Below are 15,312 nucleotides of genomic sequence, written 5' to 3' on the forward strand. Positions count from 1 at the left end.
GTTTAGCGCGGCTGCGGCGGGGCGACCCAGCCATCGGCGTTGTCGATATAGGCCTTACGGCTGGCCTTGTCGTACAGGCAGAGCTTGGCGTTGTTGGAGCCGCGCGACTTATCGGAGACCAGCACCGCGACCTTACCGACCCGGTCGTCGAAGCCGATGATCGGCGACGGCCGGGCGTTGCGGTAGCCGGCGGCGGCGACGCAGCTGCGGGTGACCCGCTGATTGAACTCGGCCCAGGCGCCTGGGCTGGAGGCTTGGGCGGACGCCGCGGCCGCCAGGGCGGCGAGCGTCAGGGCAGAGGCGAAGAGTGCGCGAGTGACGGACAAATGGTGTTTCCTAAGATGGCGAGGCCCCCGCCTCACCGTTGGAAACGCCGTGATTCCCTGGCGGTTTCGTGACGCGGCCAAGGTTTAGGCCTCTTCGTCCTCGTCGTGGCTGTCGGCCGGGCCGTATTCGAAGGTCAGCAGGTCGCCGGGCTGGCATTGCAGCTCGCGGCACAGGGCGTCGAGGGTCGAGAACCGCACCGCCCGGGCCTTGCCGGTCTTGAGGATCGACAGGTTGGCGATCGTCACCCCCACGCGGTCGGAGAGCTCGGTCAGCGACATTCGGCGGTCGAGCAGCACGCGGTCGAGGTTCACGCGGACGGGCATGCGGGGATCGCTCCGGATCAGATCGTGAGTTCGGCTTCACGGCGAAGGCGGGCGCCCTCGCGGAACACTTCGGCCAGGACGAAGACCACCAGCACCGAGAACCAGGCGGTCAGGGTGAAGCTGTCGTCGATGACCTTGGCCTTGGGGGCCAGCCAGCGGGCCATGCCTGAGAACACGTAGCGTCCGACTTCCAGGCCGGCCAAGACGAGGCCGATCAGGCGCAGGCGCACGACATTGTCGGGATGGAAGGGGTCGCCGGCGGTCAGGGTGGCGAAGATCTTGCGCAGGCGCTCGACGATGACCATCCAACCGCCCAGCAGCAGCGCCCAGGCCGCCAGGGCGCCGGCGAACAGCGGCCCATCGCGGCTGATGGCCTCGACGGCGTCACTGATCGGCAACAGCGAGGCGAGCAATTCGGGATTGAAGCTGAACAGCAGGGCGACCAGCGTGAACAGCGACAAAAGACTGACGAAGATCCACAGGCCGACGTAGATGACGTCGAGGATGATCTTCAGGAAACTCGAAACTGAGCCTGGGCCCAAGGCGCGCATGGCTGCATCCCCCCGACAGCGACGCTAAGCAAATTGCCCCGCGTCGCGGCGGGCGTCAAAAATCCAGCCTCTGGCCTGGAAAACCGTTACGTCGCCTAGAGCGTCTGCACCACGAAGGCCACGGCCGACACCGGCACGGCCACGATGAGCGCGGCGGTGATGACGGTCATGAGAACCTTGTCGGCGAGGCGGAACAGGCGGGCGGCGGACATCGTGTTTTCCAGTTTGAGAGACGTGGACGGGGTCGAGCCATTCGGCCTCTATCCACAGGCTCAACAGATAGGCCCCGATTCCGGTTCCGCCAATCTTGTTTATCGAGAAACGATATTAAACTCTTGTAACGATGCAAGCTCGCCCGGAACAGTTGCCGTTAGGTCACAGTGGCGTGGGTGGCGACCATCGACGGACGCTGGGCGACCCGCTCGTACCAGGCCGCGAGCACCGGCCGGCCGGCGCGCCAGGCGCTGACCTGGCGCACGTCCTGATAGGCCAGCTGCACCGCCACGGCGATCTCGCCGATCCCGAAATGCACGTCTGAGAGCTCCCCCTCGACCACCGCCGTCTCGAAGAGATCGAGGGCGGCGTTGACGGCGCGCAGCTGGCGCTCGAACAGGTCCTGGCGGTGCTCGGCCTCGGGGCGCATCCGCTCGCGGACGATCAGCACCGAGGCGTCGCCCATGCCGTCGGCGGCGGCCTCCAGGGTCAGGGCGCGGCGGCGGGCCGGCTGGGCGTCCGGGATCAGGCAAGGCTCGGCCAGGCCGTCGACATAGTCGGCGATGACGCTGGAATCGAAGACCGTCTCCCCATCATCGAGGATCAGGGCCGGCACCTTGCAGAGCGGGTTCTGGGCGCGCAGCCCCTCGTCCTGGAACGGCGCGACGAGCTCCAGCGTGAAGACGTCGTTCAGGCCTTTTTCCAGCGCCAGCACGCGAACCTTGCGCGCAAACGGCGAAATAGCAGCGTAAAGAAGCCGCATCAGGTGATTTCCCCCGGAGTCGTGACATGGCGTTGAAGCTTGAAATGGGATCGAAGCTCGTGGCCGCCACCCACAATCCCGGCAAGGTCCCCGAGATCGCCGCCCTGCTGGACGGCCGCTTCGAGATCGTCACCGCCGGCCAGCTCGGCTTGCCCGAGCCGGACGAGACCGAGAGCACCTTCGTCGGCAACGCCCTCTTGAAGGCCCGTCACGCCGCCGACCTCTCGGGCCTGCCGGCCATCGCCGACGACAGCGGCCTGTCGGTCAAGGCGCTGGACGGCGCGCCGGGCATCTTCTCGGCGCGCTGGGCGGGGCCGACCAAGGACTTCGCCATGGCCATGGGCAAGGTCGAGGAGCGGCTGGAGGCGACGGCCTCCGGCGACCGCTCGGCCTGGTTCACCTCGGCGCTGGCGGTCGCTTGGCCCAACGGTCCGGCCGTGGTGGTCGAGGGTCGCATCGACGGGACCCTGGTGTTCCCCGGTCGCGGAACGCGCGGCTTCGGCTACGACCCGATCTTCGTGCCCGCAGGCGAGAGCCTGACATTCGGAGAAATGGAACCTACCGCCAAGGACGCCATGAGCCACCGCGCCCGCGCCTTCGCCAAGCTGAAGGCGGCGCTGTTTGACTGATCCAGTCGGCGTCTACGTCCACTGGCCGTACTGTTCGCGCATCTGCCCCTATTGCGACTTCAACGTCGTCCGCGATCGGGGCAAGACGCAGGAGCAGGCGGACCTGGCCGACGCCATCGTCGCCGACCTGATCGCCCAGCGCGAGCTGACCGGCGAGCGTGAGCTGCTCTCGATCTTCTTCGGCGGCGGCACCCCCTCGCTGATGGATCCCGCCCAGGTCGCGCGGGTGATCGACACGGCCAAGCGCCTGTGGTCACCGGTCGCCGACCTGGAGATCAGCCTCGAGGCCAATCCGACCGACGCGGAAGCCGACCGCTTCGCCGCCCTGGCCGACGCCGGGGTGCAGCGGCTGTCGCTGGGCGTCCAGGCGCTGGACGACGCGTCCCTGAAGGCCCTGGGCCGCAACCACGACGCCGGCGCGGCGCGGCGGGCGATCGCGGCGGCGACCAAGGCCTTCCCGCGCCTGTCCATCGACCTGATCTACGCCCGCCCCAGCCAGACCGACGCCGCCTGGCGGGCCGAACTCGCCGAAGCCATCGCGCTCGGCCCCGAACACGTCTCGCCCTACCAGCTGACCATCGAGCACGGCACGGCCTTCGATCGCGCGGTCGGGCGCGGGACCCTGGTCGTGCCCGACGAGGACCTGGCCGCCACCCTGTTCGAGACCACGCAGGAGCTGCTGGAGGCCGCCGGCTTCGACGCCTACGAGGTCTCCAACCACGCCAAGGGCGGAGCGGCCCGCTCGCGGCACAACCTCGTCTACTGGCGGGGCGTCGACTATGTCGGCGTCGGCCCCGGCGCGCACGGACGCCTGGCCTTGCCCGAAGGCCGCGCCGCTACAGTCGCCCACCGCGCCATCAAGGACTATGTCGCCGCCGTCGCCACGACCGGCGTCGGCTTCGAGCGCGAGATCCTGACGCCTGAGGAAGCCGCCGAGGAGCGCCTGGTGCTCGGCCTACGGATCGACGACGGCGTCGGTTTCGCGGAGATGGCCCCGCTAGGCCTGACCCCCGACACGTCGAAAGTCCGCGACCTCGTGGAAACCGGCTTGCTGGCGGACGATCGCAACCGATTGCGCGCCACCCGCGCCGGCCGCCTGGTGCTGGACCGGCTGACAGGCGCGCTCGCGACCTGATAGACCTGACTCGGAACAACCTAAGGACACCCGCACGTTGAGCCGATTGCTTCCCCCGCCAGCCCTGTCCGACGCGCCCCTGGCGCCCGGCCTCTATCTGGTGGCGACGCCGATCGGCAATCTGCGGGACATCACCCTGCGGGCCCTGGACGTCCTGGCCGCCTGCGACGTGCTGCTGGCCGAGGACACCCGCGTCACCGGCAAGCTGCTGTCGGCCTACAGCATCAAGACCAAGCTGGAACGCCACGACGAACACGTGGCCGAGCGGGCCATCCCCCGCATTCTGGAGCGCTTGGAAGCCGGCGAGCGCGTGGCCCTCGTTTCGGACGCCGGCACGCCGATGGTCTCCGACCCCGGCTACCGCTTGGCCAAGGAGGCGATCGCCGCCGGCCATCCGGTGATCCCGATCCCCGGCGCTTCCGCCGCCCTCGCGGCGCTGACCCTGGCCGGCCTGCCGACCGACCGCTTCCTGTTCGCCGGCTTCCCGCCGCCCAAGAGCGCCGCCCGCCGGACCTTCCTCGAGGAATTCGCCAACACCCGCGCCACCCTGATCTTCTACGAAGGCGCCTCGCGAGTGGACGACTGCCTGGCCGACATGGCCGTCGTGTTCGGCGGGACCCGCCAGGCGGCGGTGTGCCGTGAACTGACCAAGCTCTATGAGACCTGCATCCGCGGCACGCTGGCCGACCTGGCCGCCGACCCGCGCTTCGAGGCCCCCAAGGGTGAGATCGTCATCCTGGTCGGTCCGGGCTCGGAGAAGGTCGCCACCGCCGACGACGCCGAGGCCGCCTTGCGCGAAGCCATGGCCCGCCTGCCGCTGGGCGAGGCCGCGTCGGAAGTCGCCAAGGCGCTGGGCCTGTCCCGCAAGGACCTCTACCGCCAGGCCCTGGCGTTGAAGGAGCAGGCCTGATGGTCGCCGGCGCCCGCCAAGCCCGGGGCGCGGCGGCGCGCAAGCTCGGCCGGCGGGCCGAGGTGGTCGCGGCCCTGTGGCTGATGGCCAAGGGCTATCGCATCCTGGGCTTCCGCCTGGCGACGCCGCTGGGCGAAATCGACCTGCTGGCGCAACGCGGCAAGGTGCTGGCCGTTGTGGAGGTCAAGCAGAGGACGACGATCGAGGACGCCCTGGACGCCGTGACGCCGACCCAGCGCGAGCGCCTGCGCCGCGCCGCCGCCCATGTCAGCGCGCACCGCATGGCGCTGCGCGACCTCTCCGTGCGCCTCGACCTGCTGGCCCTGGCGCCCGGCCGCGCGCCCCGCCACCTCACCGACGCCTGGGCGGGGGCCTGACATGACCCGCGACGAGGCCGAAGAAGTCCTGACCAAGGCCGGGGAAGGCCCCGACGAGAGCTTCCCGCTGTTCGAGGCCGCCCTGGCCTGCGCCGTCCATGACGACCCCAGCCGCGACACCAAGCCGGCCCTCGATCTGGCCAAGGACGCCGCCGAGCGCCTGCGCCGCCGGGCCGAGGCCGAGTCGCCCGAGGAGGCCGTGGCCGAGACCCTGGCCGGCGACCTGCGCCTGACCGGCGACGTCCTGACCTACGACCACCCCGACAACGCCGACGTCATCGCCATAGCAGAGCGTCGCAAGGGCCTGCCGGTGGCGCTGGGCGTCTTCTATCTGCACGCCGCTCGCCAGGTGGGCCTGGACCTCTACGGCGTCGACTTCCCCGGCCACTTCCTGCTGCGCATCGAGACCGAGGAAGGTCCGCTGGCGCTGGACCCGTTCAGCGAAGGCCGGGTGGTGCTGCCGTCCGAGCTGTCGCGCCGCGCCCTGCGCACCGGCCTGATGCCCGACGTCGCCTCGCGGCTGGAACTGTTGATGGCGCCGATCTCGGACCGCGCCGTGCTGATCCGCCTGCAGAACAACATCTTCGCCCGCGCCCAGCAGGCCAAGGACTGGGTCCGCGCCGAGCGCTCGGCCCTGCGCCGCGCCCTGCTGAACCCGAACGACCACCGCCCCTGGCTGGACGTCGCCGCCGCCCGCGAAGGCCAAGGCGCCCTGGCCGGCGCGTTGCAGGCCCTGTCCCGCGCCCAGACCCTGGACGGCGGCGCGGCCATCGCCGCCCGCGCTCAGCGCGAACGGGTGCGGTTGAGGCTCAACTGATCAACGGTTCCTGAGCCGCAGATCGAATCTCCTCAACGGCTTTCCAGCCAAGCTTGAGCGGTTTTCCGCGCAAAACACCCCCTTTGGGTGGCGAACCGCCGCGCGAAATCCGACCGCCCGGCGCGGGTGAAATCCGAACTTTCCAAGCAAAAACAAAACCCTGGGCGTTTTTCCGCCTCAGCGTTTGCGATTTGGCATGTCCGTGCTCGATTGGCCGCGACGCCGACACGAACCGCCCAGCGGTCGACGAACAGAATCGGCGATTCAACCAATAGGAAATATAGACCCATTACTCACAAGCTTATGCTTGGGAGAAAATTGTCGTACCTACATACCGATATTTCAGTATGACTTGTGAATACTTTTTGACAACTCTGCCGGTAACCAAAGAGTAATAGGTACAGTTTAGACGAAACCTCAATGTAAGGACTCGGCCGGTGGTCGGGCCGCGCTGTTGGGGGCGTCATGCTTCGCGTCAAAATCACTGGGAAGATCGTCCTGGCGTTCGTCGCCCTGATCGGGGCCTTCTTCGTCGCCAGCACCATCGTGTTCGTCAGCCTGGGCGTGATCCGCGAGAACGCGGTCGCGGTCGAGCGCAGCTTCAAGCTGGCCAAGTACGCGGCCCACACCGAGACCCTGATCCTGGAGCAGCAGTCGGCCGTGCGCGGCTTCCTGGTGACCGGCGACGAGCGCTTCGTCCGCGCCTATCGCGACAGCGCGCAGGCCTTCGACCGCGACGTCGAGACCTTCATCGCCCGCAGCACCCGCGCCGACCAGATCGCCCGCGCCAGGCATCTGGAAGCGTTGGCGCACGAGTGGCGGACGACCCGCGCCGACCGCCAGATCGCCCTGGCTCGGGATCCGGCCACCCGTCCCCAGGCCTTGGCCATGATCGGCACGGGCGGCCTGGACCGCATCCGCGCCCTGCAGCGGGAGATCAACGACGCCGCCGAGAAGCGCTCGGCCGTCCGCCTGGTCGAACGCGACGAGGCCCTGGCCAGCGCGACCTGGGCTCTCGCCCTGGGCGGCGCCGCCGCGATCCTGATCGCCATCGGCATGGCCTGGATGCTGTCGCGCGTCATCGCCCGCCCGATCCTGGGCATGACCGCCGCCATGACCCGGCTGGCCCAGGGCGACCACAGTGTCGAGGTCCCGGGGACCACGCGCCGGGACGAGGTGGGCCTGATGGCCAACGCCGTGCTGACCTTCAAGGAGGCCGCGATCGAGAAGGTCCGGATCGAGGCCGAGGCCGCGCAGACCCGCCGCCACGTCGAGGCCGAGCGCGCCCGCAACGAGGAAGCCCGCGCCGAGGCCGCCCGCGAACAGGCGATGGTGGTCGAGCAGCTGGCCGGCGGCCTCTCCCGCCTGGCCGACGGCGACCTGACCCACCGCATCGAGGCGCCGTTCGCCGACGACTACCGCCAGCTGAAGGACGACTTCAACGCCGCCATCGCCCGCCTGCGCCAGGCCATGTCGGTGATCTCGGGCAACACCCACGGCATCAAGTCGGGCAGCCACGAGATCAGCCAGGCGTCCGACGACCTCTCCAAGCGCACCGAGCAGCAGGCCGCCAGCCTGGAAGAGACGGCCGCGGCGCTGGAAGAGATCACCGCCACGGTCAAGCGCACCGCCGAGGGCGCCCTGCACGCCCGCCAGATCGTCTCGGCCGCCAAGACCGACGCCGAACAGGGCGGGACCATCGCCGCCGAGGCGGTCGCGGCCATGACCCAGATCGAAGGCTCCTCGACCCAGATCGCCCAGATCATCGGGGTGATCGACGAGATCGCCTTCCAGACCAACCTGCTAGCCTTGAACGCCGGCGTCGAAGCCGCCCGCGCGGGCGAGGCCGGCAAGGGCTTCGCGGTCGTCGCCCAGGAAGTCCGCGCCCTGGCCCAACGCTCGGCCGAGGCCGCCAAGGAGATCAAGGCCCTGATCGGCGAGTCCTCGCAGCAGGTCGGCGCGGGCGTGGCCCTGGTCGGCCAGACCGGCCAGGCCCTGCAACGGATCGTCAAGCAGGTGCTGGAGATCAACGGCCTGGTCGGCGAGATCGCCGCCTCGGCCCAGGAGCAGGCGTCCAGCCTGCAACAGGTCAATGTCGCCGTGAACCAGATGGATCAGGTGACCCAGCAGAACGCCGCCATGGTCGAGGAAAGCACGGCCGCCAGCCACGCCCTGGCCCGCGAGGCCGAGGACCTTTCTCGCCTGATGAACCAGTTCCAGGTCGGCGACGCGCCAACGGTCGCAAGACCTGGCGCGTCACGACCCAGCCAACGCGCCGCCTGACGGCGCACCACCCCTCCTCCTCACTGCTCATGAGACTCCCCATGCAACTCGATCGCAGAGCCCTGCTCGGCGGCGCGGCCCTGGTCGCCTCGACCGCCGGCGTCGCCGCAGCCCAAACTCCAGCCCCGACTACCCCGCCGACCGAACCCGAGACCATCGACCTGTGGAACGGCGCCATGCCGGCCGCCGGCAAGGGCAAGGGCGGCGCCGAAGTCGTCCTGCAGGACGGCTCGCACGACGGCTCGGTGACCAATGTCAGCCAGCCCCGCCTGCGCGTCTTCCGCGCCGCCAAGCCGAACGGCACCGGCGTGGTCGTGGTGGCCGGCGGCGGCTATCGCCGGATCAACATCCGCGCCACCAGCGAGGCCATGGCCCGCTGGCTGAACATGATGGGGGTCACGGCCTTCGTGCTCTACTACCGCATGCCGGTCGACGGCTGGGCCCCGCAGGCCCCGCTGCAGGACATGCAGCGCGCCGTCCGCGTGGTGCGCGCCCGCGCCGCCGAGTTCGCGGTCGATCCGGCCAAGATCGGCGCGGTCGGCGCCTCGGCCGGCGGCCACCTGGTCGGCATGATCTCCAGCCGTCCGGACGAGGCCTTCTACGCCCCGATCGACGCGGCCGACAAAGCCTCGGCCCGCCCGGACTTCGCCGGCCTGATCTACCCGGTGATCACGGTCAAGCCGCCGTTCGACAACACCCAGACCCGTCGCATGATGGCCGGCGAGAACCCCACCGCCGAGCAGAGCGCGGCCATGTCGGTCGAGACCCACGTCTCCAACAAGACCCCGCCGACCTTCCTGGCCCAGTGCGTCGATGACGGCGTCTCGGCCATCGACAACAGCCTGATCATGTTCGGCGCGCTGCGGGCGGCCAAGGCCCCGGTCGAGCTGCACGTCTTCGAGCAGGGCGGCCACAGCTTCAACATGGGCGTCCCCGGCGGCCCGACCGCCGGCTGGCCGGCCCTGTTCGCCAACTGGGCCAAGTCGCACGGCTTCTTCGGCGGCAAGGCCATCGCGGCCCGCGCCCCGACCACGGACTAAAACCGAGCGGGCCGAGCCAACGGCCCCCGACCTCAAACCCACACCATCAATCCAATCGAACGCGTACCGGCGGGCCCAGGGGGGCTGCCCGACGCGAAGGGAAAACTCATGCGTAAGCTTACCTTCAAGCGCGGCCTGGCCGTGACCATCAGCGCCCTGGCGCTCACCCTCGCCACCGGCGGCGTCGCCTCGGCGGCCACGGCCAAGAAGCCCGACGCCAACGCGGCCCTGATCCAGCTGGTCAAGGACCAGCAGGCCAAGATCGAGGCCCTGGAACAGCGCCTGTCGGCCGTCGAGTCCAAGGCCGCCGCCCCGGCCGTCCCGGCCGAGACGCAAGCCGCCGTTGCGGCCAACACCCAGGCTCTGGAGACCACCACCGCTGAGCTCCAAGCCGCCCAGGCCCAGATCCTCCAGCTGCAGGACGCCCAGCAGGGCGCCCTGAAGGTCAAGTGGGCCGACGGCGGTCCGGAGTTCACCAGCTCTGATGGCTTCTTCACCTTCCACCCGCGCGGCCGCGTCCAGATCGACACCTCCACGACCCGCGGCTCGGCCTTCGAGGCCCGCAACATCACCGGCACGGAAGCCGCCTCGATCCGCCTGGGCGCCGAAGGCCAGATGGGCAAGCTGGGCTACAAGATCGAAGCCGACTTCGCCGACGAAGTGGTGTCGATGAAGGAGGTCTACCTCTCCTACGACTCCAGCATCGCCGGCCACGTGGTCGAGTACTACCTAGGCAACAAGCTGAACGACCGCACGATCGACGGCTCGACCTCGGGCGTGTCGCTGCCGTTCATGGAGCGCAACGTGGTGGCCAACGTCGCCGCCCCGCAGAAGGGCTTCTTCGGCCTGGGCGCCATGGCCAAGATCTATGGCGGCAACTGGCACGCCAGCGTCTCGCTGACCGGCGGCCCGATCAGCCAGGCCGGCACCGACCGCAGCCCGCTGACCCTGGCCGGCCGCGCCCACTGGAACCCGGTCAAGACCAAGGACGGCTTCGTCCACCTGGGCGTCTGGGGCTTCTCGGAAGACCTGGCCCCGGCCACGACGACCATCAACAAGACCAGCTATATCGGCCCGGGCTTCAACGACAATCTGAAGGTCTCGGCCAGCTCGCTGGCCAATCCCGAGCATGACAACGGCTACGGCTTCGAGGTCGGCGGCACCTACCGCTCGTTCTGGGTCTTCGCCGAGCAGGGCACGCGCGACATCAGCCTGCAGGTCGGCCCGAACGTGAAGCAGAAGGCCAAGTCGATCTATGCCGGCTACCTGCTGACCGGCGAGCGTCCCGGCTTCTCGACCCGCTCGGGCATCTGGAGCGGCGTGAAGGTCCTGCACCCCGTCACCAGCGGCGGCCCGGGCGCGTTCGAACTCGCCACCCGCTACGACAAGATCGACTTCACCAACGTCGCCAACGGCGGCGAGGGCGACGCCTACACGGTCGGCCTGAACTGGTACCTGAACGACTGGGCGCGGATCATGACCAACTACGTGCACTGGAAGACGAGCAACAAGGTCGGCTCGTTCAAGGGCCTGGACACGGGCGACAGCCTCAGCGTTCGCGGCGAAATCGCGTTCTAATCGGACACGCGCTTCTCCCCCAGGGGCGGTCTCCTCCCAGTGGCCGCCCCACATTTCGTCGCGTCCAGGCGCCCGTCCCGACCTCCCCGGGGCGGGCGCCGCCTTATCCGCCCTCGCAATCCCTGGAAATCGCCTTAACTAGACGACGCACAGACATCCCGAAGGATCGCCCCCATGTCGCTCAGAGTCGCCGTCCAGATGGATCCCGTCCTGGGGATCAACATCGACACCGACACGACCTTCCTGATGATGATGGAGGCCAAGGAGCGCGGCCATAAGCTGTGGTTCTACACGCCCGACAAGCTCTCGCAGGAGGACGGCCGGGTGTTCGCCCGCGCCCAGCCGCTGGAGGTCTTCGCCGAGAAGGGCGCGCACGCCAAGCTGGGCGAGACGGTGATCCTCGACATGAAGGACGACATCGACGTCGTCCTGATGCGCCAGGACCCGCCGTTCGACATGGCCTACATCACGGCCACCCACTTCCTGGACAAGATCCACCCGCACACCCTGGTGGTGAACAACCCGACCGAGGTGCGCAACGCGCCGGAAAAGCTGTTCGTCACCGACTTTCCGGGCGTGCAGCCGCCGACCCTGATCACCTCGGACCACGAGGCGATCTACGACTTCCGCGCCCGCCACGGCGACATCGTGCTGAAGCCGCTGTACGGCGGCGGCGGTTCGGGCGTGGCCCGTCTGCTGGCGGACGATCCCAATCTCGACGCCCTGCTGGAACTGCACGCCATGATCGGCCGCGAGCAGGTCATCGCCCAGAAGTTCGTGCCGGCCGTCAGCAAGGGCGACAAGCGCGTCCTGCTGGTCGACGGCGAGCCCATTGGGGCCATCAACCGGGTGCCGGCGACGGGCCAGGTGCGCTCGAACCTGCGGGTCGGCGGCCGCGCCGAAGCGGTCGAACTGACCCCGCGCGACCTGGAGCTCTGCCGGATCATCGGCCCCGAGCTGAAACGCCGTGGACTGATCTTTGTCGGCATTGACGTCATTGGCGAGTACCTGACGGAAATCAACGTCACGTCGCCCACCGGCGCCCAACAGCTGAAGCGCTTTACCGGTATCAACGCGGCGGCTCTACTTTGGGACCGCATCGAGGACATTCGTCGCAACGGTGGGTAACTCTGCGGAAACGTAGCGTTTTCTTGAAACGTTCGTTTTTCGTTCTTGCTCCATTTCGCAAGCTATGCTGTGACTTGTGGATAAAATCCTTATCCATGAGGGACTTGGATGGCCGCCAGAGTGGTCACCGTCGCGTTTGAGGGTGTCGAGGCCCGGCGCGTCGATGTCGAGGTGCAGCTGACCACCGGTCAGCAAGTCTTCGTCATCGTCGGCCTGGCGGACAAGGCGGTGGCCGAGAGCCGCGAGCGGGTGCGCGGGGCCTTCGCCGGCCTCGGCCTGTCGCTGCCCGGCAAGCGCATCGTCGCCAACCTGGCGCCGGCCGACCTGCCCAAGGAAGGCACGCACTTCGACCTGCCGATCGCCCTGGCGGTAATGTCCGCCATCGGCGTGATCCCGATGGACGCGCTGGACGGCTGGGCGGCCATGGGTGAGCTCTCGCTCGACGGCCGCATCGTGCCGGCCGCCGGAGCCCTGCCGGCGGCGATGGCGGCCGGGGCCATGGGTCTCGGCCTGATCTGCCCGGAGGCCTCCGGCCCCGAGGCGGCCTGGGCCGGCGAGACCCGGATCCTGGCCCCGCGCTCGCTGGTGTCGCTGATCAACCACTTCCGGGGCAGCCAGATCCTGTCGGCCCCTTCGCCCGGCCCGATCGTCGAGGGCGAGCGGCCCAAGGACCTGCGCGACGTGAAAGGCCAGGAGCACGCCAAGCGGGCTCTGGAGATCGCCGCGGCCGGCGGCCACAACCTGCTGTTCGTCGGTCCGCCGGGCTCGGGCAAGTCGATGCTGGCCCAGCGCCTACCGGGCCTGCTGCCGCCGCTGACCTCGTCGGAGCTGCTGGAGACCTCTATGGTCCATTCGGTGGCCGGGCTGATCGCGCGCGGCGCGCTCACGAGAGACAGGCCGTTCCGCGCCCCTCATCATAGCGCCTCGATGGCCGCCCTGACCGGCGGCGGGCTGAGGGCCAAGCCGGGCGAGGTGTCGCTGGCCCACAATGGCGTGCTGTTCCTCGACGAACTTCCCGAGTTCGGCCGCCAGGCGCTGGACAGCCTGCGCGCGCCGCTGGAGACCGGCGAGGTGATGGTGGCCCGCGCCAACTTCCACATCCGCTATCCAGCCCGGGTGCAGCTGGTGGCGGCCATGAACCCCTGTCGCTGCGGCCACGGCGGGGCCGGGCGCGGCGCTTGCGGCAAGGCTCCGCGCTGCCAGCTGGATTACCAGGGCCGGGTGTCGGGCCCGATGCTCGACCGCATCGATCTTGCCGTCGACATGCCCGCCGTCACCGCCGCCGACCTCTCCCTGCCGCCGCCGGCCGAAGGCTCGGCCGAGGCCGCCGCGCGGGTGGCGAGGGCGCGGGCGCTGCAACAGGACCGCGCCGAGGCGCTGGACGCCGCCGACGGTCTGAATGGCCGCGCCGAAGGGGCCTTTCTAGAGAAGATCACCGGCCTCGACGCCTCCGGCCGCGCCCTGCTGGCCCAGGCCGCGGAAGCCGGCCGGATCAGCGCACGAGGCTGGACCCGAACCCTGCGCCTGGCCCGCACCATCGCCGACCTGGAAGGCGCCGACGCCGTCCGCCGCGTCCACGTGGCCGAGGCCCTGGCCTACCGACGGACCAACACGCCGGGCGAGGAAGTCGCGCGCGTTTGACCGCCCGTTAAGCCGCGCCGGGTAACCTTGATCTCCATGAGCGATCAGAAACCCGGCGTCACGCCCGAGCAGCTGGCCACCTTGAGCCACGAGTTCCGCACCCCGCTGAACGGCGTGCTGGGCATGGCGCGTCTGCTGGAAAACACCAAGCTGACGGCCGAGCAGCGGTCCTATGTCACCGCCCTGCGCGAGAGCGGCGACCACCTGCTGTCGCTGGTCAATGACGTGCTGCACTTCGCCCGCCTGGGCGCGGCCTCGATCGAGCTCAGCCTCGCGCCGGTCGATATCGAGGGCCTGCTGCGCCAGGTCGCCGAACTGATGAGCCCCCGGGCCCACGAGAAGGGCGTCGAGATCGCCTGGGCCGTGCCGCATCCCCTGCCGACCATCCAGGCCGACGAAGGCCGCCTGCGCCAGATCCTGCTGAACTTCGCCGGCAACGCCGTGAAGTTCACCGAGGCCGGCGGCGTCTTGCTGACCGCGACCGCTACCACCGACGGCCGCATCCGCTTCTCCGTCGCCGACACCGGCCCCGGCGTCGCGCCCGAGGCCCGCCAGCGGATCTTCGAGGCCTTCGTCCAGACCGACATCACCCACGCCACCCAGCTGGGCGGCGCGGGCCTGGGGCTAGCCATCGTCTCCACCCTGACCAAGGCCATGAACGGCGAGGTCGGGGTCGGCGGCGAGCTGGGCCAAGGCGCCGAATTCTGGTTCGAGGCGCCGTTCGCCATCGCCGCTCCGGCCACCCGCGCGACTCCGCTGGAAGGCCGCAGCGTCGCCATCGCCTCGCCCAACGCCATCGTCCGCGCCGCCACCGTGCGCCAGATCGAGGCCGCCGGCGGCCGCGCCTTCGCCGCCGTCGACATCGCCTCGGCCCTGTCGGGCGCGCCGGCCGACGCCGTGCTGCTGATCGACGCCGTCCTGGCCGGCCCGCGCGGGGCGCTGAAGCCGCCCGCCGGCCGCAAGGCCGTGGTGCTGCTGACCCCCGAACAGCGCGATCGCATCGATCGCCTGAAGGCCGCCGGCTTCTCGGGTTATCTGATCAAGCCGCTGCGCGCCGCCTCGCTGGTCGCCCAGGTGCTGCAGGCCGGGACCACTGAGACCGCCCCGGCCGACGAACCCGCCCACGATGACCGCATCGCCGGGGCCGTGGCCCAGGGCGTGCGCGTGCTGCTGGCCGAGGACAACCCGATCAACGCCCTGCTGGCCCGCACCCTGCTGGAGCGCGAAGGCTGCAAGGTCGATCGCGTCGCCGACGGCGAGCAGGCGGTGGCCGCCGCTTCGGCCGGCGCCTACGACCTGATCCTGATGGACCTGCGGATGCCCGGGCTGTCCGGCGTCGCGGCCGCCAAGGCCTTGCGGGCCAAGGGCGTGGCCTCGCCGATCGCCGCCCTGACCGCCGACGCCTTCGACGAGGACAAGCGCGCCTGCCTGGCCGCCGGCATGGACGACTTCCTCGTGAAGCCCCTGACGCAAGAGGCCCTACGCGACGCCCTCAAGCGCTGGACGACTGGCGGCGTCTCCAGCGGCTGGACGAAAACCGCGACGCGAGCCAAGGTCGCCGGCTAAAGGGCGGGGCGAAATCCCCGCAGGGGGATCA

16 protein-coding genes are annotated in these 15,312 nt (G+C 69.7%); 11 read left to right on the forward strand and 5 right to left on the reverse strand.

What is annotated here, in order from left to right; genetic code table 11:
- Nucleotides 1-2: 2 nt before the first annotated feature.
- From AC07NI_RS12865 to AC07NI_RS12885, 5 genes are all read right to left on the reverse strand, one after another.
- Nucleotides 3-326, reverse strand: coding sequence for a hypothetical protein (locus tag AC07NI_RS12865; RefSeq protein WP_494619500.1), 324 nt, complete (start codon nt 324-326; stop codon nt 3-5).
- 84 nt (nt 327-410) lie between these two features.
- Nucleotides 411-650, reverse strand: coding sequence for a helix-turn-helix domain-containing protein (locus AC07NI_RS12870; RefSeq protein WP_494619502.1), 240 nt, complete (start codon nt 648-650; stop codon nt 411-413).
- 17 nt (nt 651-667) lie between these two features.
- Entirely contained in the window at nt 668-1,201 is a 534-nt protein-coding gene (locus tag AC07NI_RS12875; protein WP_494619504.1) for a DUF2975 domain-containing protein, read from the reverse strand.
- A 95-nt stretch (nt 1,202-1,296) separates the two neighbouring features.
- Nucleotides 1,297-1,413 (reverse strand): hypothetical protein, encoded by a 117-nt coding sequence (locus tag AC07NI_RS12880; protein ID WP_492859241.1) that lies wholly within the window; start codon nt 1,411-1,413, stop codon nt 1,297-1,299.
- A gap of 158 nt (nt 1,414-1,571) precedes the next feature.
- Nucleotides 1,572-2,177, reverse strand: a complete 606-nt coding sequence (locus AC07NI_RS12885) for a glutathione S-transferase N-terminal domain-containing protein (protein ID WP_494619506.1) — start codon at nt 2,175-2,177, stop codon at nt 1,572-1,574.
- Nucleotides 2,178-2,203: 26 nt separating this feature from the next.
- Between AC07NI_RS12885 and rdgB the strand changes: the two genes are divergently transcribed.
- From rdgB to AC07NI_RS12940, 11 genes are all read left to right on the forward strand, one after another.
- The gene (gene rdgB / locus AC07NI_RS12890; protein WP_494619508.1) at nt 2,204-2,806 is read left to right on the forward strand and encodes an RdgB/HAM1 family non-canonical purine NTP pyrophosphatase; all 603 of its coding nucleotides are present in this window, start codon (nt 2,204-2,206) and stop codon (nt 2,804-2,806) included.
- Nucleotides 2,799-3,941: a radical SAM family heme chaperone HemW gene (hemW, locus tag AC07NI_RS12895; RefSeq protein ID WP_494619510.1), complete on the forward strand. Its 1,143-nt coding sequence runs from the start codon at nt 2,799-2,801 to the stop codon at nt 3,939-3,941. Before rdgB ends, hemW begins: the two co-directional genes overlap by 8 nt.
- Before the next feature lie 37 nt (nt 3,942-3,978).
- Nucleotides 3,979-4,851 carry a 16S rRNA (cytidine(1402)-2'-O)-methyltransferase gene (gene rsmI, locus AC07NI_RS12900; protein WP_494619512.1) on the forward strand — a complete coding sequence of 291 codons (873 nt, stop codon included), beginning with the start codon at nt 3,979-3,981 and terminating at the stop codon, nt 4,849-4,851.
- A complete protein-coding gene (locus AC07NI_RS12905) occupies nt 4,851-5,228 on the forward strand; it encodes a YraN family protein (RefSeq protein WP_494619514.1) in 378 nt (125 codons plus the stop codon). Before rsmI ends, AC07NI_RS12905 begins: the two co-directional genes overlap by 1 nt.
- A 1-nt stretch (nt 5,229) precedes the next feature.
- Nucleotides 5,230-6,045 (forward strand): SirB1 family protein, encoded by an 816-nt coding sequence (locus AC07NI_RS12910; protein WP_494619517.1) that lies wholly within the window; start codon nt 5,230-5,232, stop codon nt 6,043-6,045.
- A 465-nt stretch (nt 6,046-6,510) separates the two neighbouring features.
- On the forward strand, nt 6,511-8,328 hold the full coding sequence (locus AC07NI_RS12915; protein ID WP_494619520.1) for a methyl-accepting chemotaxis protein: 1,818 nt from the start codon (nt 6,511-6,513) through the stop codon (nt 8,326-8,328).
- A gap of 41 nt (nt 8,329-8,369) precedes the next feature.
- Complete coding sequence (locus tag AC07NI_RS12920) at nt 8,370-9,368, forward strand: alpha/beta hydrolase (protein WP_494619522.1); 999 nt, start codon at nt 8,370-8,372, stop codon at nt 9,366-9,368.
- Nucleotides 9,369-9,476: 108 nt separating this feature from the next.
- Nucleotides 9,477-10,946 (forward strand): OprO/OprP family phosphate-selective porin, encoded by a 1,470-nt coding sequence (locus AC07NI_RS12925; protein WP_494619524.1) that lies wholly within the window; start codon nt 9,477-9,479, stop codon nt 10,944-10,946.
- 174 nt (nt 10,947-11,120) lie between these two features.
- Nucleotides 11,121-12,074, forward strand: a complete 954-nt coding sequence (gene gshB / locus AC07NI_RS12930; protein WP_494619526.1) for a glutathione synthase — start codon at nt 11,121-11,123, stop codon at nt 12,072-12,074.
- A 108-nt stretch (nt 12,075-12,182) separates the two neighbouring features.
- Nucleotides 12,183-13,715 (forward strand): YifB family Mg chelatase-like AAA ATPase, encoded by a 1,533-nt coding sequence (locus tag AC07NI_RS12935; protein ID WP_494619528.1) that lies wholly within the window; start codon nt 12,183-12,185, stop codon nt 13,713-13,715.
- Nucleotides 13,716-13,751: 36 nt separating this feature from the next.
- A complete protein-coding gene (locus AC07NI_RS12940; RefSeq protein ID WP_494619530.1) occupies nt 13,752-15,281 on the forward strand; it encodes a response regulator in 1,530 nt (509 codons plus the stop codon).
- The last annotated feature ends 31 nt before the right edge of the window (nt 15,282-15,312 follow it).

The sequence above is a fragment of the Caulobacter sp. GW821-FHT10E02 genome (genome assembly GCF_059415225.1).

What these genes read in the sequence shown, in the direction of transcription:
- gshB (WP_494619526.1), top strand. Translation starts at nt 11,121, where the DNA reads ATGTCGCTCAGAGTCGCCGTCCAGATGGATCCCGTCCTGGGGATCAAC.
- AC07NI_RS12905 (WP_494619514.1), top strand. Translation starts at nt 4,851, where the DNA reads ATGGTCGCCGGCGCCCGCCAAGCCCGGGGCGCGGCGGCGCGCAAGCTC.
- AC07NI_RS12885 (WP_494619506.1), bottom strand. Translation starts at nt 2,177, where the DNA reads ATGCGGCTTCTTTACGCTGCTATTTCGCCGTTTGCGCGCAAGGTTCGC.
- AC07NI_RS12915 (WP_494619520.1), top strand. Translation starts at nt 6,511, where the DNA reads ATGCTTCGCGTCAAAATCACTGGGAAGATCGTCCTGGCGTTCGTCGCC.
- rdgB (WP_494619508.1), top strand. Translation starts at nt 2,204, where the DNA reads ATGGCGTTGAAGCTTGAAATGGGATCGAAGCTCGTGGCCGCCACCCAC.
- AC07NI_RS12920 (WP_494619522.1), top strand. Translation starts at nt 8,370, where the DNA reads ATGCAACTCGATCGCAGAGCCCTGCTCGGCGGCGCGGCCCTGGTCGCC.
- AC07NI_RS12925 (WP_494619524.1), top strand. Translation starts at nt 9,477, where the DNA reads ATGCGTAAGCTTACCTTCAAGCGCGGCCTGGCCGTGACCATCAGCGCC.
- AC07NI_RS12940 (WP_494619530.1), top strand. Translation starts at nt 13,752, where the DNA reads ATGAGCGATCAGAAACCCGGCGTCACGCCCGAGCAGCTGGCCACCTTG.
- AC07NI_RS12870 (WP_494619502.1), bottom strand. Translation starts at nt 650, where the DNA reads ATGCCCGTCCGCGTGAACCTCGACCGCGTGCTGCTCGACCGCCGAATG.
- AC07NI_RS12935 (WP_494619528.1), top strand. Translation starts at nt 12,183, where the DNA reads ATGGCCGCCAGAGTGGTCACCGTCGCGTTTGAGGGTGTCGAGGCCCGG.
- AC07NI_RS12880 (WP_492859241.1), bottom strand. Translation starts at nt 1,413, where the DNA reads ATGTCCGCCGCCCGCCTGTTCCGCCTCGCCGACAAGGTTCTCATGACC.
- AC07NI_RS12910 (WP_494619517.1), top strand. Translation starts at nt 5,230, where the DNA reads ATGACCCGCGACGAGGCCGAAGAAGTCCTGACCAAGGCCGGGGAAGGC.
- AC07NI_RS12875 (WP_494619504.1), bottom strand. Translation starts at nt 1,201, where the DNA reads ATGCGCGCCTTGGGCCCAGGCTCAGTTTCGAGTTTCCTGAAGATCATC.